Genomic DNA, 21,112 nt, shown 5'->3' on the forward strand with positions numbered 1-21,112 from the left:
CAATCACAGTATTCATCACTATAAACTTGATTTTTAAACTACATCATTGTACGTGATTTTTTTTAAAGAAGTTTTATTGGTAAAAAAAGAAGGTTTGTATTGTAGATGTTAAAAATTAAATTATCTTTGCTTTTAACAAAACCTTAACATTTCATGTCTGGTTTTGTACACTAACTGTATTAGTCTAATAGACTCATCATTTTTAGAAAAACATATATTGACAGGTTCAACAGGACTTTCGTCCATTTAACATGCAAATAAGCTACTTAATTTAAATAAACATAACATATGAAACACAAATTACTCAGTTTTGTGCTCATGTCTACTGCGATGTCTACTTCGGCCTTGTATGCTCAGGAAATCAGAGTGACAGGTAAAGTAACTTCAGAGACAGGTGCAAGTATTCCCAATGTGACTGTTTTGGTAAAAAACGGTAACAAAGCAACACAAACGGATTTGTACGGTAATTTTACGATTACGGCAAAATCGAATGACGAATTGTTATTTCGTTCGATCGGTTATTCGGACAAATCTGTTAGCATAAACGGTGCTAAAGTTTTAAATATTAAACTTGAAGCTAGTTCAACAGGTCTGGACGAGGTTATCGTTACTGCCTATGGTAAACAAAACAAGGAAGCAATTGTTGGTGCTGTTTCGAGCATTTCGGCTAAGGATATTGAAAAAAGACCTGTGAGCTCCGTTACTTCTGTATTAGAAGGTTCGGCGCCGGGTATTATGGTCAACAACTCTTATGGCGAACCCGGATCTACACCAAGTATCCGTATAAGGGGTTTCTCAACGATTACTGGTAATAACGCAAGTGCTAGCCCAACAATTGTTTTAGATGGAGTAGAGTTTCAAGGAAATATTTCCGATTTGAACCCGGCGGATATTGAATCAGTATCTGTTTTAAAGGACGCTACTTCAACAGCGCTGTATGGTAATAGAGGGTCTAACGGGGTTATTGTTATTACAACTAAAAAAGGAGGTGCTGGTTCAACTGAGTTGAATTTTACGACAAATCAGGGCCTTTTTACACGTGGTATGCCTGAGTATGATCGCTTAGATCCAAAAAGGTTTATGGAAGTTGCTTGGCAAGGCTTGAGAAATCAATACCTTTGGGCACCTAATAATAAATTGACAGTTGAACAAGCAAATGCTCAAGCCAGCAAAAATTTAATCCCGACCGTACTAAAACTGAATATATTTGATTTGGCAGATGATCAACTGTTTGACGCAAATGGTAATCTGTCTCCCAATGCAAAAATAAAAGGCGATTATGCATCAGATCTAGATTGGTTTGCTCCAGTTATTAGAAACGGTTACAGAAGAGATTATAACTTAAATGGTAGAGGTGGAAGTGAAAAAGGAAATTATATGTTCTCTTTGGGATATCTTGGAGAGGATGGTTATATCAAAACTTCAGATTTTGACCGTCTTTCAGGTCGTTTAAGTGCTTCCGTTACACCTAAATCGTGGATAACAGCAGGTTTTTCGATGAACGCAAGTCATCAGAATAGCAACAATACTACGGGTTCTGGATCTGGCTTTACCAACCCTTGGGGATTTGCAAGAACTATAGCACCAATTTACCCTGTGTACTTGCATGATGCAACTACTGGAGAGTATGTGCTTGATGCAGACGGTAACAAAGTATATGATAGTGGTGAAACATCTAGAAATCAAAATGTAGGTAGACACTTTATTTGGGAAAATGAATTAAACCTTAATAAGGGAATTCGGAATACCTTGAATAGCCAGGCTTATGTCAATTTAAAATTCTTAAAGCATTTTGATTTTAAGGTAGTCGGCGATATCAATTTGAGAAATGACGTTACTAAATCTTATAATAATGCTATCATAGGAGATGGAGCTGGTAATAAAGGCCGTGCATCGAGAACGATTTATGATTATAAAAATTATACCTTCCAGCAGCAGTTGACTTATACCAACACATTTAACGATAAACATAATGTGGATGTATTTGTTGGTCACGAAAATTTTAAAAATTGGTACAATTACCTTTATGGTTACAAGACAAATGAAACTTTCGCAGGTAAGCCTGAATTAATCAATTTCTCTGAAATTACGTCATTAACTGATTATCAGGTGGAGAGAACATTCGAATCTTACCTCTCTCGCGTACGATATAACTATGCTGAAAAATATTATGTAGAGGGATCCTTTAGAAGAGATGGTTCTTCACAGGTATCTCCTGACCACCGTTGGGAAAATTTTTGGTCATTGGGTGGAACATGGATGTTATCCAAAGAGAACTTTATAAAGGATATCAATTGGATCAATACGTTAAAATTTAGAGCTGCCACTGGTGTTGTTGGTAACTTAGCAAGTTTGAGCGAATTTGATTTTATGAATCTGTATGCAATTGGGCAGAATAACAACGCCGCTGCCTTGTATAAAAGTAATATTGGAAACGATGCATTAAAATGGGAAGCGAGTCAATCTACTTCTACGGCCTTGGAAGGAAGATTGTTTAATAAATTAAATTTCACCTTAGAGTATTTTAATAAAACATCTAAGGATTTAATTTTTGATGTTAATCTGCCTTTGTCTGTTGGAGCGGTTGATAATACAGTTGGTAAGGCCACGGTGAAACGGAATATCGGTCAGCTCTATAATAGAGGTTTTGAATTCTCGTTTGATATCGACTTAATCAAAAATGAGAATTTTAAATGGAATTTTGGTGCCAATACAACGGTTCTAAAGAACAAAATCACTAAAATGCCTTCGGAGTACAAAGAAACCGGATTGCTATCGTCACCCTTTAATTATAAAGAAGGACATAACGTATACGATTATTATTTGTATCAATATGCTGGCGTAGATATGATGACTGGGCAGGCACTTTACTTTGCGGATACAGAAAAATATGACCCAACGTCAACTACCGGCGCATGGGCACCTTTCCAGGTTGAAGTAAACGGTAAAATGTACACTAGAAATGCTTCTTATGCTGTTCGTGATTGGAGTGGCAGTGCAATACCTAAATTGATGGGAAGTTTTAATAATACATTCAATTATAAGAACTTCAATTTATCGACCTTGTTTACATATTCTATCGGTGGCAAAGGGTTTGACTATTCTTATGCGAGTTTAATGGGATTGAGCAGTACACCTTCTTCAGTGCATGCTGATTTGGCCAACGCGTGGAAAGAAGCACCTGAAGGTATGACCTTAACGTCACCAGACCGTATTAACAGAGACGCTATCCCACAGGTGAATTATTCCAATAGTCAATACAATGTAAGTACTGTGTCCAATAGGTTTATCTTAAACAGTTCTTATTTGTCTTTGAAAAATGTTGCTTTAAGTTATAATCTTTCAAAGGATTTGTTAACTAAACTTGATTTACGTCGCGCGAATGTAGTTTTCTCTGCAGAAAATCTGTTCACATTGACTTCGCTCAAAGGATACAATCCACAGCAATCTTTCAATGGAACAAGTGATAATCAGTTCGTTCAATATAGAGTTTTCTCACTAGGTGTTACTATAGGCTTATAAAAAATGAAATATATATATAAAATTGGTGTTTTAGCATCAGCAGTTTTTCTTCTTTTCGGGTGTAAAAAGGACTATTTGGTAAAAAATCCTACTGATCAGGTGTCCCCTTCGACTGTTTTTGAATCCATTAATAATGCCAAAATGGCGGTTAACGGTTTGTCGCGCTTAATGAAGAGACAATATTTGTCTTCGCAAGGTTTTAATGGAGAAGGAACAATCAAAATGTATTATGGTAACTATGCTGGAAACCATTTCTCGATTCCAATGACGGGCTGGAGCTCCGTTGTTAACTTTGAGTACTTTTCCAATCCACAAAGTACGTATACGTACTATCCTTGGTACTATTATTACACTATTATCTCCAATGCAAATGCATTAATCGATAATATCGATTCTACGCCGGGTACGCAAGAGGAAAGAGATTTTATTAAGGCACAAGCCCTGACATTTAGAGCTTACTCCTATATGATGCTCGCGCAACTCTATGGCGACAGATGGTCCAGTTCGAATAATGGAGCGACCGCTGCGGTGATTTTACGTGCTCATGAAGGCTTTGAAGATTTGCCTTTATCAACTTTAGGTCAAACGTATGAGATGATCTATGGGGATTTGAATACGGCCATTGGTCTATATGAAAGCAGTAAGGGCGAACGCAATACAGCAAACAATTATGAGGTAAACAAAGAGGTCGCTTATGCGATTTATGCGCGTGCGGCGTTGAATAAAGAAGATTATGCAAATGCTGAAAAATATGCAGCTTTAGCACGTGCGAAGTATCCTTTAATGTCTACTACGGATTATAAAGCTGGTTTTTCAACGGTAAATAAGGAATGGATCTGGTCTGTTTTCGATAACGACCAAGAAACAATTTATTTCTATTCGTTTCAATCTTATATGGCATACAATTCTACTTCATCGTTGGTTAGAACATACCCTCGATCGATCAGTAAGGATCTGTATACTAAAATCCCTACAACCGATATCAGAAAAGGTTTATTTTTGGATCCAGCAACAACGGGATTAACTTTTAATGGTTTAACTGGACAGGGGAATGCTGCGGGACTTGCTTATATCCGCAATATTTACAAAGATATTCCTGCTAACTCAACGGCGTATTCTTATATGCAATTCAAGTTTAATGCAACAGGAATGCCAGGTGTTGGGCAAACCAACAACTTCCGATCTTCTGAAATGCTATTGATTGAGGCCGAAGCTAAATATAAACAGGGTAAAGATGTTGCTTCCGTTCAGGCATTAATGAATGAGTTGACTAAAACGTCTGGAAGAGACCCTAATTACTCGTGTACCAAAACCGGACAGGATTTATTTAACGAGATTAAGCTTTATAGAGCCATTGAACTTTGGGGTGAAGGATTTGATTTCTTCGATATGAAGCGTTGGGGTGATGGTATCGCTAGAAAATCTTTTGAGCAAGGTGGTAACTTCCAGGGAGTACTTGGAGCTACTATCAAACCAACAGATAATAACAATTGGAAGATTGTTACTCCGGCAAGAGAAACTGATTTCAATACCCTTCTTGATTAATTCTAGAATTAAGGCAAAGTCGAATGGCCGATACGTGAATTTCATGTATCGGCCATTTTTATTTTAAAATATAATCGAGATCGTATGAGTTCTCAATGTCTGGAAACGACCTCCAAGGTGATATATTACTAAATCGTTAATTTTATGTATATAAATTAATAGACTAACAATTTATTAATATTAACTTAATATTGAGAATCTATTTTTACGCCGTTGAAAGATGATGGAATAGAAGAAGGAAAAATGATTCTGTTAGTATCGTTTCATCACAAGCGAAAAAAGATAATTTATTTAAAATTCTCATGAAAAAAGCACTTTTACTCTTAGCCCTGATAGGTCCTGTCGTAGCGCTCGCGCAAAATAATAATGCGCCCTCCAGCTATGATCCACATGATATCAAGATTACGGGGTACCTTCAAACACAGTTTCAAAAGGCGCAATCTCCTGGAATTACGTCCTTTTCAGGTGGGGATTTTTCAAAGAATTCGGATAACAGATTTATGATCCGCAGGGGACGCCTTAAAATTGACCGGGTGGATACTTACTCGAGTATTGTCTTTCAATTGGATGCTACTCAAGACGGTGTACAACTAATGGATGCCTTTATTCAATTGCGTCACCCAAGTCAAAAAGGCCTTAGTTTAACTGCGGGACTTTTCAATAGACCTTTTGGATATTCCATTGTATACTCATCGGGCTATCGTGACTTTCCGGAGCGGGCACGTGTATTCCAGACGTTGATGCCGCGCGAACGTGATCTTGGAGGGATGGTAAGTTATCATCCTGGGCGTAAAGTTAAATTCTTAAATTTAGATTTAGCCTTGGTGAACGGTAGTGGTCACTCTGCTAAGGACTATGATTCTAAAAAGGATCTGATCGGTAATCTTGCTTTTAAATTTGATAGTTTAGCCGATAAAAAACTTCATTTGGGCTTTGGCGGCTCGTTCTATAAAGGTTCAGTGCGTAATGATACGAAAACGTACTATACGCCCAATAGCAATGGTTATACAGCGCATACCAGTGATGAGAATGAAGGTAAAGCCATCGGCAGGAACTATTATGGAGCAAACTTACAGGTAGAGTTTGATAATAGCTTCGGGAAATCCAGTTTCAAAACCGAATATGTGGCAGGAGACCAGCCTGGAGTTGCCGGTGGTGTCGATATTAAAGGACCTTACGCCAGCAGAAGTTTTACAACCCAGCCGACAACAGACCTTTATCAACGTAAATTTAATGGATATTATCTTTGGTTTACGCAGGAGATTGCGAAGAGCGGTATTACTGCATTGATAGCGTATGACGTATATGATCCAAATACGAAAGCAAGTGGCATGACAATCGGCATGCCTGATAATTTTACGGCCGATGGCGATGTTAAGTTTAGTACGCTGGGCTATGGTCTTGCATATCAAATTAACAATAGGATAAAACTGACCGTATATAATGAGCATGTAACGAACGAAACCACAAGTTTACCAAACTTTTCGGCTGATCTGAAAGATAATGTTTTCACTACAAGGCTGCTTTATCGTTGGTAAATTGGCTCAGTGCTGTTTTTTCGCGAGTATCGGTGTTGAGGGGGAGGATCAATACTTAGTTTGACCAATATAGTAGGTTGTTTAGGCCGTTTGATTTAGAGATCTCCCGACACTTAGATGTTTTTCCGAATCCGGCTCAGTGATGATGCGGTAATCCCTAAATAGGACGCTAACATGGCTAATGGAACACGATTGGCTAAACCCGGGTAAAGCTTTAAGAACAGGAGATAGCGTTCTTTGGCATCGAGATTCATCATGGTATTTGCCGTTTTTAGCTTACTTTCCACCACAAAAGCATAAAGTTTGGCCATCAACAACGGCCAAACTTTAATTTCCTTTTCAAGAAGCGTAAAATTCTCAAAATCAAGGCTCCAGATCTCACTATCTGTGAGGGATTCTATATAGTCGTTGGAAGGTGTTCGATCCAAGAAGCTCTGAAGATCCCCAATAAAACGACCTTCATAAATAAAATAACGCGTAAAATCGTCGCCTTTACTGTTGTAATAGAGCGAACGGAATACCCCCGATTCCACAAAAGCAATGCTATTGTTTACTTTACCGCAAGCGACAAAATAGCTTGACTTTGGAATACTCTTTTTTTCGAATGCTTGTCGAATTAAGTTCTCTTCTCGCAAATCGAGCTGTCCAAATTTTCGGATGTATTCCAGTAATTGCTCCATGTTCCCTTTATATTACTTAGCTAATTTAATCAATTCTTCACGTTGAGGTCCTGTTGAAAGATACTTTATGGGAACTTCTAATTCTTCTTCGAGAAAAGATATAAATGTCCTCAAGGTTTGTGGAAGCAAGTTTGCTTGCTTGATATTACAGAAATCGGTATTCCAACCTTTTAAATATTTCCAGATCGGTTTAATTTTTTGTTCAGAAGATTGGGAAAATGCTAAAGAAATTTTTTGTTCATCTATTTCATAATGGGTACAGACGGGGATGTCAGCCATTTCGTTCAAAATGTCGGCCTTCGTAAGAACGAGTTCCGTAACTCCGTTTAACATAATGGCATATTTTAATGCTGGGATATCCAGCCAGCCGACACGACGGGGCCGTTTGGTATTGGAACCGAATTCAGCTCCCTTTTCCCGTAAATCATTGGCAGCTTGTCCTGTGATCTCCGTTGGGAAAATACCATTCCCCACACGGGTGCAATAGGCCTTTGTAACGCCATAAATTTTATCCACCAGTTTAGGCGACACACCTAAGCTTACACAGGCTGCGGAGGCAATCGTATTTGATGAGGTCACATAGGGATAACTTCCATGGTCGATATCAAGCAGAGTTGCCTGCGCGCCTTCCGCCAATACCTTCTTGCCATCTCGGATCGCCTTATTCAGAAAGATTTCAGTATCTATAATTGGCACTTGTTTTAAGGAAGTGCATCCTTGAATAAAATTGTGGTAGAGCTCTTCGAATGCAGGCATTTCTTGTCCCAAAAACTGTAGTTCTTTGTATTGGCGGTTTAAAATTTGATATATGTCAGTGTCAAAACTATCCGAGTGAATATCACCAACGCGAAGATTCTGTCTTAGTATTTTATTGGAATAGCTTGGCGCAATTCCATTTTTGGTTGTTCCTATCGTACGATATAATGGGGACTGTTCCATGTAGATATCCCAATAACGATGGGTCGGTAAAACGAGATGCGCTTTTTGGGATATCAAAATTCTATCAACGAGATCTTGATCTGGCATAATGTGCGCTAGTTCTTCGATTTCTGCTTTAAATGCTAATGGGTCAACCACCACACCGGTGCCGATAATGTTTTTGACACGCGGTGAAAAGATGCCTGATGGGAGTAGTTTAAGCGTAACTTTGTTACCTTGATAGTAAATACTATGTCCGGCATTTGCGCCGCCATTAAAACGGGCGATAATGTCATAGTCGCTTCCGATCAGATCAATGAATTTTCCTTTACCTTCGTCTCCCCATTGGAGCCCAATTAGAATGTCCATGTTGCGTTTGTCTTGAATTTATGGTCAAAGCTAGGGCTTGCAAAGCGGAGGACAATTGCCATTTGGCAAAAAGTGCTCCTCATTATCATTTGGCCAGCAGTCTTAATGCGTATGGATTGCACTTAAGCTTGTTTGTGTCCCAACCGTTGTACTTTTTGTAGCCATTTATTCCGTTTAATAGGATCGGAAGTTTTGATAATTCCGATATAGGTGACTTTAACCGGCGATATTCCACAAAATTGAAGGGTGGATCTTTTTAATTGATTAACACTTGGCCTGCCGTAAACTAAAGCATAATACCAACTTGGTTGATCGAGTGTTGTAATGATCCGGGCAGATTTTCCTTTGAGTAATTTGTCCCAAAAAAGAGAGTTTTCGCGATATTGAAAAGCCCGTCCAGGTAAAAAAAGTCTGTCGATAAAGCCTTTCATCAAGGCTGGAAGACCGCCCCACCAAACGGGATGTATCCAGACCAAATGATTGGCCCATAAGATGTCTTCCCAGGCAAGAAGTAGGTCCTGCTCAAGTTCTGTCCGTTTACGATAACCAAATTCAAGGTTTGGATTGAAGTCTAGGTCAATAATATGGATTGTTCGTACTGTAGCTCCGGACGCTGCCGCAGCTTCTTGATAGGCATTTGCGATGCCAAAATTGAAAGACTCCCGATTCGGGTGGCCATTGATAATCAGTATTTTTTTCTGCATGATGTTATATTACATCACAAAAATAGAGATAGGCTTACCGTCTTTACAGGACAAATGTCTAAAAAGAAATTTCGCTGCGGATACGACTTAAATGACGTTGTGTAATGCCTAAATAGGAAGCGAGGTATTGTAAAGGAAGCTGTTGGATAAAATCAGGATGATCTTTGAGTAAATTGGCATAACGTTGTGATGCGGTTTCTTTTTGTAATTGAAAGACGCGTTTTTCAAGTTCAAGATATTGTTCCTCGGCAATCATTTTAAGGTATTTTGTCCATTTTAGGCTATTCGTAGCAAGCTTATCAATCATATTTTTTTTGATCGTCCACAGTTCGGCAGGGGTAATGGCCTGCATGGTCTCCATACTTGGCCCGCCTGTAATAAAGGAGGAGTAGGCCGCTATCCATGTATTGGGAAAGCGGAAACAATAGGTAATATCCTCCCTATTTACACTGCTATAATAAGAACGGAAGATCCCTGATTGTATAAATGCAACCTCATGACAAGGTTGATTCTCTTTAACAAAAAAGTCATTTTTGTTCAGCTTTCTGTATTCAAAAAGCTGAACAATCTGATTGATCTCTTCTTCGTCGAACAGACGCAAAGACCGAAAATATGTTGCTATCATGAAGTCCAAACTTAGAAAAATTGCGGTGTTCCTACAAGATAAATTCGATGTGTTTTAATCGGCTCAATGTTTAGTTTGCCGATTGAGCAACAGGGTAGATTTTTAATTCGCATCAATTAGAATGGCCAATTGCAGGCACATTTGATCGGAGCGATTACTCCAAGCATGATTGGTGCCGCGTTGGATGACAATATCGCCGGCTTGTAAAAGCGTTTCTTCTGTGTCTGTAATCAAGTAAATCTCTCCTGAAAGAATAACGATGTAATCCAAACTAGCGGTCTGATGCATGAGGGGATGAGGGGTGCCAATCGTTGTTTCTATACCAAGTTCCCGATCGGGTGGGATCTGTACATAGCGGAAGTACGTGCCATTTTTGATGACTTGGGGTATAGCGCTGTTTTCTATGGGATGCTCTTTCTCAAACTTGGCCGGCATTTGGCTGGTTTGCCAGATATCGGAAATAACAAGATTGGGATAGTGCTCTGATACATTATCGACCAATGCATCCGCTTCGATAAAGGATTTTCCGGCACGTATGCCTGTCACGATTCGTCTAGGTATAGTTCTCATTGATTTTGTATAATTAATTTATTGCCTTGAGTCTGGTTGTTTTTCAGTATTCGATGCCCTTTTTCGATTGTTTCGGGGCTTAAGTTACCGATAAGATAAATAGGGGCGGGTTGAATAATTTCTTGCTCAATAGTGTGTCTGATTCGATCCAGTCCATTTTTGAAATAGGGATAATTCAGTCTTTGGGCGTGGATGAAGTTGGATATATTGATGATCTGTGCGGCCGAACTAAATAGTTGGTCTCTTGCTGCCGCGGTCGTAAAATGTGTGATGTCGATATAAGTTCCATAGGGTTTTAATACTGCGGCGGCAACTTCCGAGAGATGCTGCCCCACCGCATCAATAGCGACGTCAATACCTTGCTGATTACTTTTAAGCTTGATTATTTCCGTTAAATTCTCATTTCGATAATTGATGATACTGTCTTTTTGCAGTCCTAGTTGGCATAATTTTTCAATACTGCCCATACTTCCTGCTGTTGCAACGATATTTTTAATGCCGTTAGCCAGGAGTAATTTTAATACAAAAAGACCCACGCCTCCAGACGCGCCGGTTAGGAAAATATGATCTTGCGGATTAATTGCTACTCGGTCGAAAACCTGCAATGCGGTGATGCCAGCGGTAGGAAGTGCTGCTGCTTGCTCAAACGAAATATTTTTTGGCTTAGGGGCAACGAGGCCGGCTGGTAACTGAATGTATGCTGCATAGGTTCCGTTACTGCCCATGCTACCACAGGCAAAAAATACTTCATCTCCAATTGCGTATTCACTTACATCTGAACCTTTATCTGTGACAATTCCTGCCCCTTCTCTACCAAGTATGGGTGAAAATATATAACGTCGTTCAAATTCGTTTTCACGCATCTGGTAGTCTATGGGGTTGAGTGCTGAAGCTATTATTTTAATTTTCACTTCGTTGGACTTCAGTTGAGGAAGCTCAACCTCCGCATTTATCAATTGATTGTCTTTATCCAGTATAACCGCGTTCATATCGCTATTTATTTAAATGATGGCATCCCTATGAAAAATTCCTGCCGAAATAATGTATGTTATATCAGCATTCTTTCATCTTATATAGTTGATATGACAAATCTACCTTTCGTTTGCTATATATTTGTTGGTAGTTAACAAGTGGTAACTAGTCGTTGGAAATCAATATGGGACAAGTTTTGAACGGAAATCAAATGCGGGAGGCGAGTTGTACAGAAGAATTGCGCGCTATACGTGACGCGCTGGATATTTTGGGCGGAAAATGGAAATTGATGATATTGCGTTATTTGGCTAATCGGGAGTTGCAGGAAATCTATTTCAAAAAAATGGAACGGGAGATTCAAGGAATTTCTGCAAAAGTGTTGACAAAAGAACTTCGAGACCTTGAATTAAACTTGTTAGTCGCCCGCCAGCCCAGTGAAGACCCCGTGAAAGTGTTCTATAAAATTACCGCCTATGGTAAAAGTGTATTCCCCGTTACCGAATCACTGGTCAGTTGGGGGTTGGAATACCGAGAGAAAGTGAAACAAGAACTCGCTGCATTAACGAAATAACAATTTATTCCGATTGAAGAATTAACTTTTTGATCAGTGAAATCTGACCAAGGTGATAATAGCTATGTTCGATTACAGCTTCGATATTTCTGAGGTAAGATCCATACTTTTTATCAATAAATGGCTGATCGAAGAGGTTTTCTTCAAATTGGGCAATGCTGTTGGCAAATGTGGCTGCGTTTTTTAGGAATCGATCTACTAGTGTATCCCAGTCTGCTTTGGATTGGATAGGCGGGATATCAAAGCTGTATTTATCACTAATTTCCAATTTTCCATACGTAAATGCAGCTAGTAGACCTTCTAGGTAATAATTGATATGATAGGTTAGCGCAGCGATGGAATTCAGATCATTTATTTTGAATATGGCCTGTTCCCAGGTCGTATTCAATAGTTGTTCCTGATAGTTGGTGTTGGCAATCCAACGTCCATTCAAAAAAACTTCGCGAAGCCTGTCTGCAATAAATATACGTCTTTCCATTTTGTAATTTATCTTTCTAATAATCAGTTGTTCTACTGCTTTTGTTTTATTATACGTTTACACTATACAGCATCGTTGAGGAATTATAATCGACTATCTGTCCAATTTACATACAATTTTCCGATTCTTCATCTTCAGTTAACCTCTTGTTAATAAGACTTTTCTTTTTTTGTATAAAGTCATTGTTACCACGAAACTATGTTTACACTAACCGGAAGAGATCTAAAAAATGTTTGGGACCAATTTGTGAAAGAGGAGTGTGAAGATTCATTTTATGCTTTATACAAACATTATTACCATTATCTTTCCTATTTGGGAACGAAAAAGAAAATGTCGGTACAGCGTATTCAGGATAGTGTGAATGATGTATTTCTACACCTTTGGGAAAAGAAGACCGACAATCAAAAAATACGCAATCATCATAGTTATATTATTACGGTTTTCTTTCAAAAACTTTTTCGCAAGGAAACACTGCAACTGACAGATTTGGATTTTGTGGAAGAAATCCATGATCCGTCAATCCATCACTCTGTTGAAGAACAACATATACGTGCGGTAACAACAAATACGGTAACACAGTTGGTTGAGGAGCATATGGAGCAATTAGGAACAAAACAACGGCTGGTGATTTACCAACGATTTTTTTTGGATCTTTCTTATCAGGAAATCGCTGATGCCAATCAGGTTTCGATCCATACGATCTATAATACCATTTATAAATCCCTAGAAAAAATAAAAAATAACCTTTCTAGTGAACAAGAAATCTTTCTTAAAGTTGCCGTAGGCCTACTTTCTTCATTTTTGTTGATTTTTTCTTAAAAACGAGTAGTGAAAAAATGACCCTGCCCACTCTATTGTATAAATTACGATTAGAGTGGTATGAACGAACTTAATTTGCAAGCGTTATTATTGGACGAATCTTTTGTGAACTATTGCAAGGGAACGAATAAAGAGGATATCGAAAAATGGGAAAAATGGTTACAAAAATATCCTGAACATAAAGCGTCCATAGCGGAGTTGCAGGAGACCATTGTGGCAATGGGACATTATGCGGGTGAACTATCCGTTCAAACAAACTATGATCGTTTGCAGTCTCAAATAAAAAAGCGCGCTAACCAACACCGCTTTACAGCAATTGGTATGGCTGTCTGGTTAAAAATTGCGGCGCTCATAGTCGCTGTTGGCGCTATCTCACTGTTTCTATTTAAACAACAGCTTGCTGAAGAACAGCCAAAAAACGTGCAGCATATTGGTGCTCCGGGAAAGGATGATGCCCTATTGACACTAAAAGATGGCTCCGTTGTTTCATTAGCTGATATAAAAAATGGAAGTGTGGTAGCACTTCAAGGCGGGGTAGAAATACAAAAGAATAAAGACGGTGAATTGGTCTATAAAGCCGTTGAACAATGGGAAGCAGCCAGCACTGCTGTGAATAAAATAACGACCAATCGCGGAAACCAATATCAAATTATATTGCCCGACGGATCCAAAGCTTTTCTCAATGCAAATTCAACCCTGACATATCCTTTGAAATTTAGTGAAAACGAACGGCATGTTCACATGACCGGAGAGGTTTACTTTGAAATTGCAAAAATTGAGACGGGAATGGGAGGGCGAATTCCTTTTTACGTGGAGACAGTAAATCAAAAAATCGAGGTGCTTGGTACGCATTTTAATGTCAATGCATATGAGGATGAACCTTATACAACAACAACTTTATTGGAGGGAGTTGTACGCGTTAGTTCGAAAAAAAGAAATGAATCGGTGCTCTTAAAACCAGGACAGCGGGCCTTGTTAAGGGAAGCCCTGCGTGTAGAAAATGTTGATATTTCTCAGGAAGTAGCTTGGATAAATGGCGACTTTGTTTTTAAAGGAGAGGAGTTGATAAGTCTGTTGCGTAAAGTTTCAAGGTGGTACAACGTGGATGTAGCATGTCCCGAACGACTTGAAAAGCTGAAATTTGATGGTATGGTATCGCGTTCTCAGCCGCTATCTACCATTATTGATATGTTGCAAACAACAGGAAAAGTAAAATTAACGCTAAATGGAAGGAGGCTTATTGTGATAGATTGACCTATCTAATTTTTACGATAAGCCGGATAAAAACAACCAAAGGTGCTGGTAACACCTTTGGTCAATGTGTTAAGCTTATCGATCATGTTGCGATTCAATGATCATCAAATAATATTAACAACAACAAATATATGAGTTTTTATCAATGCATGCGTGTTATGAAAATCACCATGGTATTTTTAACTTGTTTGTTGGTGAAAGTCAGTGCGTTTACTTACGGTCAACGTATTACACTTAACAAACAAAATAGTCATATCCCAGCTATTTTAAAAGAAATAAGGCAGCAGAGCGGTTATGACTTTTTTTACGATAATGGGCTCTTTAACCGAGCAAAACCCGTTAATGTCAATCTAAACAATGCAACTGTTGAAGAAGCATTGAATATATGTTTTGCAGGACAACCGTTCGGTTATGTTGTGAAAAATAAACTGGTTGTTGTTACGGCGCTTCGGACTGCGCTGGAAAAGCCCGCCGATGTATTGCAGCAGAGCTTGGTTGGTCGAGTTATTGATCAACAGACAAAAAGGACACTGGCCAGTGTTTCTATTCGTGTTAAAGGGACATCTGGAGGAACGAATTCTGATGCAAATGGAAACTTTTCGATATCGATTTCTAAAATTCCTACTGTCCTCGTTCTTTCCTATCTAGGCTATCAGACCAAGGAGATTGAAATTAATGATGTGAAGGAAAACCTTGTTATTGGGTTGAGCCCTCTTGCTACAGCATTGGAAGAGGTCACCGTTCAGGCAAGGCGTAAAATGAACACTGAAACGGCCGTGCTGGAAGAACGTAAACGCGCTTCGATTGTACAGGATGCTATTTCGGCCGAATTGATTGAGCGTACGGCCAGTATCACAACTACACAGGCGTTACAGCGCGTTACTGGTGTTACGGTGACTGACGATAAATATATTGCGGTAAGAGGGCTAGGTGATCGATCTGTGATCGGTCAGCTGAACGGCGTAAGATTGGCTTCTTCTGATCCTGACCGTAGTGCCATCCCATTGGATCTTGTTCCGGCTTCCTTATTGGATAATATTACCGTTTATAAAACAGTAACACCAGATAAACCTGCCGATGCTGCTTCGGGTATCGTTGAGCTGAAAACGAAATCTGTACCTGAGAAAATGACATTTGAGCTTATCGCTCAAACGGGGCTCAATTCGAACATTGGTTTGGGAGGAAATTACAACAGCTTTTGGAACAGTGAGATTGGATTATTGGGAACACGAATCAATAAAAAAGACCTTTCCTCGGATTTTCTAAATCTTGCAACGCAATATCCCAATGGATTAAGTTCTATCCAGGATATGATTGCCAATAGCAACTATAGTCCCTCAGGATACCAGGAGGTAAACCGGGTTAATACGATTATGAAAGGGTTTGATCCCGTTATGACAACTCGTTACCGCCGCGCGCCCATGAATCAACTTTACTCGGCAACATTCGGTAATAGTTATGATGTTTTTGGAAAACACAAACTGGGGCTTGTTGTCGGAGGAAATTATTATAGAAGAACCGCTGATATTTATCAGGGCGAACTGACCCAGTATAGCATCTATCAAGGGATAGTGACTGGTAACCCTGATATTTTTAGTTTTAGAAATATCCCTAATTATATTACACCGAATAGTCTTTTTATGGGGAAGTATCAAACTTATCGTGAAAATACAGGAACCGAAACACTAAACTATGGTACACTTGTAGGGGTCACCTACCGTTTTAATCCACAGCATGAGGTCAGTATGCAATATTTGGGAAGCTGGGGAGGAGAGTCTATCGCAACAAATTTAAATGGACGCTATGAGTATTCGGGCTTGCCTGGCGAAGTCAGAAGTACTATTCATTCGCTTAAACAGACTTTCCGTAATCTGAATACCTTTAATCTGCAGGGTGAACATAAGTTTTTGAAAAATGAGTTGTCGCCTCGTTTGAGTTATAATGTTGCAACTTCAAAGTCCACACAGAATGATCCGGATTTTAGATTTGCTAGTCTTGTAGACTACAAACCTCGGGGTGGAGGATGGTATCGGCGTCCCATTATAAGTGAGCAGGCTCATTTTGATGACTATGTATATTCTGAACATCTCTATGCGCTTACATCGGGCTATGTAAACGGATTCGGAAATTATGGTATTATTCAAGCTGAACCTAATGGTCGGAGATGGCGAAATTTGAACGAAGATAATTTTAATGCTAAAGCTGATCTGAGTTTTCCTTTCAGGCTATTGGGTGAAAAGCAGTTGTTTAAAACGGGATTCAATTATTTATTTAGAGATCGTAAATTTACAGAAAACCAGCTGTTTCTGCCAGGGTCTAATTTCACTGGAAATAAATCAATTCCATTATATGATGTTCAGGGTAATTTAGACCGTTTGGTAAGCAATGAAATTGTAGGTGTTGTATTACCAAAAGCGGGGCAGGGTGAAGGTATGATGCCAGTAGGTGGTTTTCTATACAATAGCCAAAAATCGCCAAATAACTACAAAGGTTATTTTGAAACCAATGCATTATATGGTATGCTGGATCTCAAGATTGCTGAACGATTCCGCATGGCCGGAGGAGTTCGGTTTGAGATGACAAATATTGGTTCGACAGTGGATACTGCGAATGTATTTTTAGACCCTGCACTGACCGCAACATCTCCAGATGGTACACGTATTCCACTGGATCCGATTAATCCCAATTCTGTCTATAAAACAAAATATAAACCATTCTATTCTGTCAATGCAACCTATACGTTGAATGACAATATGAATTTTCGTGGGGCCTTCAACACGACTCTGGCGAGACCCGAATTGCGTGAGATTACCAATGTATTTGAATTTGATGCCTTTCAAATGGGCTTAGTTGTTGGTAATCCCAATTTGAAAAATCAATATACCCAAAATGCGGATTTTCGATGGGAATGGTTTCCCGCTAAAGGAGAGGTTATTGCCGTGTCGGCTTTTGGAAAGCGTATAGAAAATCAATTGGTTAAGGTCTTTAATCTAAAAACCCAAGGGTTAGCTGCTACTTATCCTGAATTTCCAACCATCCAATTTCAGAATGACGGTAATATTGGTAAGGTATGGGGATTGGAATTTGAAGTTGTCAAGAATTTGGGAACCTTATATGATCCTTTAAAACACTTGTTTTTGGGTACCAATCTTTTATTGGCACAAAGTGAAATTAAAAAATCTGCGGAGCGTTATGAAGCAAATCGTTCACTGGATAGATATACCCCAAAAAATAGTCCGTTGTTTGAACAGGCTCCTTATTCGATTAATGCTTGGTTAAACTATGATAACGACAAATCAGGAACCGATCTCACTGTGACCTTTAATATGGTTGGGGAACGCTTAGTCCAAATTAATCTGACAGGGGAACCGGATCTGTATACACAGCCCGTGCCTTACCTTGATTTTGTTTTTTTCCAAAAGCTAAATAAACGGATCTTGTTTAAAGGCTATGCCAAAAATATAATGAATCCTGCTATTAAAACTGTTTATGCTAATCCGCAAACCGGAGGAAAGTGGTATGGAAATGAGTATATCAACAGAAGTTATAAGCGCGGTGCGGAAATTATGATCGGTTTTACCTATAACTTATTTTAATCTAATGAAAATCAGTATGTGTAAACGCGTGAGTTGTCGGTTTTTTGCTGTTACAGCTTTATGTTTTTTATCCTTTGTTTCTTGTAAAAAGGAAAAACTGGATGTGATTAATGACAATCGTCCTGTAACTGAAAACCGGCCAAATTCAAATACTAGAATTGTTAATCTATCTGACTTTAATCAGGTTATTGCTAATGGCGACAGCTTGACAAGTTTTGTTGTGTTGCATCCGTTAAATCCGGGGAATCATAAATATCCTGGAACCTCATATTTCCCAACAGACGGACGTTTGACAAAGATATGGACAGTTCCACGAGATCTTTTTGATCAGAAAGAAGAGGCAGACCTTACGTTTGCAGCTCGCTTTTATCAGGGTTTTGGTTTGAACCATGATTTTAAAGTCAAGGTTGACAATAGTTATGAGCAACCTAAGGATTATTTTTTGCTTCCTTCCTTATTCATGAATGGTCAACCGGAAGTTGTTGCACTAACGCGTGCTATGACTAGTCCCACTAAGCCAGACCATTTTAAAATCCGCATTGTTAATCTCGGTGGGACAATTAAAAATCCAGCTATTGGAATGAATGGTCCGCAAGAAAATCTCGTTGGTCCAATTTCTTTAGCCTATGCCGATGGTACATTGGTGAATCAAAAAACCAGTGCAATAGCAGCTTCTCAGATTAGTTCTGATTACATCGAGTTGCCTTATGGGACTTATCAATTCAAGATATTGCTGGCAGATGGAAGACCCCTTCCTTCTTTGGGCTCAGGTCGGTTTGAGTACGGGCTCATTGATTTAACGACTTCCACCATCCCAAAAGATTATGCGAAGTCTACTAATTTTACTTATGCTCCGATTCAGGATTTTCAACCTGGTGGTGTTTATACGATCGTAGTCACCCCACAGCGATTTAATTATTTCTCCAATGAGCTGAATGAGACAGTTTCAGCCTATCAAAATTCGTTTCAGATCATTACAGATATTGCTGCGCCAACGAATCAAAGTTATTTGAGGATACAAGGTGTAAATGCATATATGGATCAATCGATAGGGGTTAGGGTCGATGGAAAGGTTATTGCCAGTGGTATCGGATTTGGAAAAGGAAGTAATTATAGTGTGTTTACCCAGAAGCAATATGATATTGAGGCTATAGATGCAACTGGAAACGTACTTGCGACGATTAAACAGGAATTGCGGAGCAATCAAAATTATACGTTATGGCTCTATCCTGATGGAAATGGAAAGGCTCAGTTGCTTCTCATTTCCAATGATCTGAGTGGTACGCTTCCTTTACCGGCTGAAGACGATGGGACATACAGCCGGCTAGCTTTTAAATTCTTCTTCTTTAATCGCTTTTTAAATCTATCGGCAAGCAATCCTTATATCACCTTTACGCTACCTAACGGACAGCCTTTCGGAAACAGTGGCAATGTAAATCTGCAACCTGGGATCCCTTCGATTAATATGCCTTATACCAATGTAAATATTATGACAAATCCCTACGCAATAATGGCTTATCGTTCTAAACCAGACGTCATACCAGGTGTTTGGGCCGACGATATTGACGTATTGCAATCGACGGAGTTTATAGCAAATAAATCGCTGTATACAACCATTGGAAGGCCTCTGCCAGCATTTGAGCCAGGGATTTATACTGTAGCGTTGATTGGAAAAAGTGGTTCGGGATCGTCCGATAAAGAAAAAGCGCGAATGATCATTATCAAACATAATAAATAATGAAAAAGAAAAATATATCAAGTCGTATTTGGCTACTGGCCATTTTTATACTATTGCTTGCTTCCTGTACGAAAATTGAATATACACAAATTGCCGAGCCGGCTTATCTACGTGTTTTTAATAATGTCAATTACGTACAGACTATGGGTAGCAAAGATGATAAAGTACCCTATTTCTGTATGCTTATCAATCCAAAAATAGGTTCTGATGGAAAATTTACAGGAGCGGAAATTATAGGTGATTTCTTGGATAAACGAGATCCTTATGCTCCACCGTATCCTTCTCACATCGGGAACAGTACAGACCCAAGCAATCCCGAATATCCAGGAAAGGAAAATGTCCTAGTCGGTCCCATTCTAAATGGATTTGACTTAAGTAGCTGGGCTCAGGTGCCTTCAGGCGAAGTAAGGGTCGTATTTGCGTATCGTCCAAAAAATACGGTACCCTTCTTCGAATTGGAAGATCGTTTGAAAAATGACATTCTGATTGACACGGTGATCAATCTTCAAAGCAAAGAAGTTTATACACTCCATCTTTTGCAAAGGGATTTTTTAAAGAAGGATCATGGAGTCTTATTGAGACATGAAAATTTCTATAAACTCCCTTTATCAGATTCATTGGTGTACGTAAACTTTTACAATATGAGTGCAAAAGGGTTCTGGGAAGCCGATGCAAGCTTAAAAGATGATGATTATCGGTTGAAAAGCTTCAAAAATGGTGTTAAGGATGATATGAATGTATTTTTGTCACTTTATGAAAGTCAGGAAGAGCTTAGCCATTATGCTGCGAAAGTAAATGGTTACCAAGGGCGTTTTTTGACGACCGTTAAACGTAATACAAGTTCAAATGAAGTGAACGCCTATGCAAGTTTTCCGTTATGGGCGAGTAGTAAATCCAACGGTATCCGCACACCTATTTGGCAACGATTTGACTTTTTTACACCTGGAATGGATCCCGTCGCGAATCCATTTTATGACAGTGAGACAAATACCGGTGGCAACTGGGCTGTACTTAATTGTCTCCTAAACGGAAAAGTAGGATTGACCAGTAATGAAAACGGAACACTTCTTCCAAATTTGTTGGTCAATGTACATTCGGGAAAGGATAATCCACGCACTTTCGCAACGGTGAATACGATCGAAATTGTCAATGGTCGCGTCTACCTAACGACCATACAACGAAAATATGCTCCACCTATTTACTAAAATTAGCA

At 39.1% G+C, this 21,112-nt stretch carries 16 protein-coding genes; 9 read left to right on the top strand and 7 right to left on the bottom strand.

Annotated elements, in window-relative coordinates:
• Positions 1–288 precede the first annotated feature (288 nt).
• From AAH582_RS05600 to AAH582_RS05610, 3 genes are all read left to right on the top strand, one after another.
• Positions 289–3,522, top strand: coding sequence for a SusC/RagA family TonB-linked outer membrane protein (locus tag AAH582_RS05600; protein WP_343321453.1), 3,234 nt, complete (start codon positions 289–291; stop codon positions 3,520–3,522).
• A 3-nt stretch (positions 3,523–3,525) separates the two neighbouring features.
• A complete protein-coding gene (locus AAH582_RS05605; protein WP_343321454.1) occupies positions 3,526–5,067 on the top strand; it encodes a RagB/SusD family nutrient uptake outer membrane protein in 1,542 nt (513 codons plus the stop codon).
• A 302-nt stretch (positions 5,068–5,369) separates the two neighbouring features.
• Complete coding sequence (locus tag AAH582_RS05610; RefSeq protein WP_343321455.1) at positions 5,370–6,605, top strand: porin; 1,236 nt, start codon at positions 5,370–5,372, stop codon at positions 6,603–6,605.
• A 113-nt stretch (positions 6,606–6,718) separates the two neighbouring features.
• Here the strand turns inward: AAH582_RS05610 and AAH582_RS05615 are convergent, their stop codons facing one another.
• From AAH582_RS05615 to AAH582_RS05640, 6 genes are all read right to left on the bottom strand, one after another.
• Positions 6,719–7,285: a Crp/Fnr family transcriptional regulator gene (locus AAH582_RS05615; protein WP_070565150.1), complete on the bottom strand. Its 567-nt coding sequence runs from the start codon at positions 7,283–7,285 to the stop codon at positions 6,719–6,721.
• A gap of 12 nt (positions 7,286–7,297) precedes the next feature.
• On the bottom strand, positions 7,298–8,572 hold the full coding sequence (locus AAH582_RS05620; RefSeq protein WP_343321456.1) for an adenylosuccinate synthase: 1,275 nt from the start codon (positions 8,570–8,572) through the stop codon (positions 7,298–7,300).
• Positions 8,573–8,694: 122 nt separating this feature from the next.
• On the bottom strand, positions 8,695–9,276 hold the full coding sequence (locus tag AAH582_RS05625; protein ID WP_046671726.1) for an NAD(P)H-dependent oxidoreductase: 582 nt from the start codon (positions 9,274–9,276) through the stop codon (positions 8,695–8,697).
• A 58-nt stretch (positions 9,277–9,334) separates the two neighbouring features.
• Positions 9,335–9,901 carry a Crp/Fnr family transcriptional regulator gene (locus AAH582_RS05630; protein ID WP_343321457.1) on the bottom strand — a complete coding sequence of 189 codons (567 nt, stop codon included), beginning with the start codon at positions 9,899–9,901 and terminating at the stop codon, positions 9,335–9,337.
• Between the two features lie 102 nt (positions 9,902–10,003).
• Positions 10,004–10,471, bottom strand: coding sequence for a cupin domain-containing protein (locus AAH582_RS05635; protein ID WP_112373615.1), 468 nt, complete (start codon positions 10,469–10,471; stop codon positions 10,004–10,006).
• Complete coding sequence (locus AAH582_RS05640) at positions 10,468–11,460, bottom strand: NADP-dependent oxidoreductase (protein WP_343321458.1); 993 nt, start codon at positions 11,458–11,460, stop codon at positions 10,468–10,470. Before AAH582_RS05640 ends, AAH582_RS05635 begins: the two co-directional genes overlap by 4 nt.
• A gap of 167 nt (positions 11,461–11,627) precedes the next feature.
• Here AAH582_RS05640 and AAH582_RS05645 point away from each other — a divergent pair, with 167 nt between their 5' ends.
• Complete coding sequence (locus AAH582_RS05645; RefSeq protein ID WP_046671739.1) at positions 11,628–12,014, top strand: winged helix-turn-helix transcriptional regulator; 387 nt, start codon at positions 11,628–11,630, stop codon at positions 12,012–12,014.
• 4 nt (positions 12,015–12,018) lie between these two features.
• On the opposite strand, the gene AAH582_RS05650 is transcribed toward AAH582_RS05645, so the two are convergent.
• On the bottom strand, positions 12,019–12,492 hold the full coding sequence (locus AAH582_RS05650; protein WP_046671722.1) for a DinB family protein: 474 nt from the start codon (positions 12,490–12,492) through the stop codon (positions 12,019–12,021).
• Between the two features lie 198 nt (positions 12,493–12,690).
• Between AAH582_RS05650 and AAH582_RS05655 the strand changes: the two genes are divergently transcribed.
• The 5 genes from AAH582_RS05655 (at position 12,691) to AAH582_RS05675 (ending at position 21,104) form a co-directional block, all read left to right on the top strand.
• Positions 12,691–13,311 carry an RNA polymerase sigma factor gene (locus AAH582_RS05655; RefSeq protein WP_343321459.1) on the top strand — a complete coding sequence of 207 codons (621 nt, stop codon included), beginning with the start codon at positions 12,691–12,693 and terminating at the stop codon, positions 13,309–13,311.
• Positions 13,312–13,371: 60 nt separating this feature from the next.
• The gene (locus AAH582_RS05660; protein ID WP_343321460.1) at positions 13,372–14,565 is read left to right on the top strand and encodes a FecR family protein; all 1,194 of its coding nucleotides are present in this window, start codon (positions 13,372–13,374) and stop codon (positions 14,563–14,565) included.
• A 131-nt stretch (positions 14,566–14,696) separates the two neighbouring features.
• Positions 14,697–18,161: a TonB-dependent receptor gene (locus tag AAH582_RS05665; RefSeq protein WP_343321461.1), complete on the top strand. Its 3,465-nt coding sequence runs from the start codon at positions 14,697–14,699 to the stop codon at positions 18,159–18,161.
• Between the two features lie 4 nt (positions 18,162–18,165).
• Positions 18,166–19,899 carry a DUF4397 domain-containing protein gene (locus AAH582_RS05670; protein WP_343321462.1) on the top strand — a complete coding sequence of 578 codons (1,734 nt, stop codon included), beginning with the start codon at positions 18,166–18,168 and terminating at the stop codon, positions 19,897–19,899.
• A complete protein-coding gene (locus tag AAH582_RS05675; RefSeq protein ID WP_343321463.1) occupies positions 19,899–21,104 on the top strand; it encodes a hypothetical protein in 1,206 nt (401 codons plus the stop codon). The genes AAH582_RS05670 and AAH582_RS05675 overlap by 1 nt, the downstream gene beginning before the upstream one ends.
• Positions 21,105–21,112 lie beyond the last annotated feature (8 nt).

The organism is Sphingobacterium multivorum (genome assembly GCF_039511225.1).
In the GTDB taxonomy this organism is placed as follows: Bacteria; Bacteroidota; Bacteroidia; order Sphingobacteriales; family Sphingobacteriaceae; genus Sphingobacterium.

What these genes read in the sequence shown, in the direction of transcription:
- AAH582_RS05600 (WP_343321453.1), top strand. Translation starts at nt 289, where the DNA reads ATGAAACACAAATTACTCAGTTTTGTGCTCATGTCTACTGCGATGTCT.
- AAH582_RS05605 (WP_343321454.1), top strand. Translation starts at nt 3,526, where the DNA reads ATGAAATATATATATAAAATTGGTGTTTTAGCATCAGCAGTTTTTCTT.
- AAH582_RS05610 (WP_343321455.1), top strand. Translation starts at nt 5,370, where the DNA reads ATGAAAAAAGCACTTTTACTCTTAGCCCTGATAGGTCCTGTCGTAGCG.
- AAH582_RS05615 (WP_070565150.1), bottom strand. Translation starts at nt 7,285, where the DNA reads ATGGAGCAATTACTGGAATACATCCGAAAATTTGGACAGCTCGATTTG.
- AAH582_RS05620 (WP_343321456.1), bottom strand. Translation starts at nt 8,572, where the DNA reads ATGGACATTCTAATTGGGCTCCAATGGGGAGACGAAGGTAAAGGAAAA.
- AAH582_RS05625 (WP_046671726.1), bottom strand. Translation starts at nt 9,276, where the DNA reads ATGCAGAAAAAAATACTGATTATCAATGGCCACCCGAATCGGGAGTCT.
- AAH582_RS05630 (WP_343321457.1), bottom strand. Translation starts at nt 9,901, where the DNA reads ATGATAGCAACATATTTTCGGTCTTTGCGTCTGTTCGACGAAGAAGAG.
- AAH582_RS05635 (WP_112373615.1), bottom strand. Translation starts at nt 10,471, where the DNA reads ATGAGAACTATACCTAGACGAATCGTGACAGGCATACGTGCCGGAAAA.
- AAH582_RS05640 (WP_343321458.1), bottom strand. Translation starts at nt 11,460, where the DNA reads ATGAACGCGGTTATACTGGATAAAGACAATCAATTGATAAATGCGGAG.
- AAH582_RS05645 (WP_046671739.1), top strand. Translation starts at nt 11,628, where the DNA reads ATGGGACAAGTTTTGAACGGAAATCAAATGCGGGAGGCGAGTTGTACA.
- AAH582_RS05650 (WP_046671722.1), bottom strand. Translation starts at nt 12,492, where the DNA reads ATGGAAAGACGTATATTTATTGCAGACAGGCTTCGCGAAGTTTTTTTG.
- AAH582_RS05655 (WP_343321459.1), top strand. Translation starts at nt 12,691, where the DNA reads ATGTTTACACTAACCGGAAGAGATCTAAAAAATGTTTGGGACCAATTT.
- AAH582_RS05660 (WP_343321460.1), top strand. Translation starts at nt 13,372, where the DNA reads ATGAACGAACTTAATTTGCAAGCGTTATTATTGGACGAATCTTTTGTG.
- AAH582_RS05665 (WP_343321461.1), top strand. Translation starts at nt 14,697, where the DNA reads ATGAGTTTTTATCAATGCATGCGTGTTATGAAAATCACCATGGTATTT.
- AAH582_RS05670 (WP_343321462.1), top strand. Translation starts at nt 18,166, where the DNA reads ATGAAAATCAGTATGTGTAAACGCGTGAGTTGTCGGTTTTTTGCTGTT.
- AAH582_RS05675 (WP_343321463.1), top strand. Translation starts at nt 19,899, where the DNA reads ATGAAAAAGAAAAATATATCAAGTCGTATTTGGCTACTGGCCATTTTT.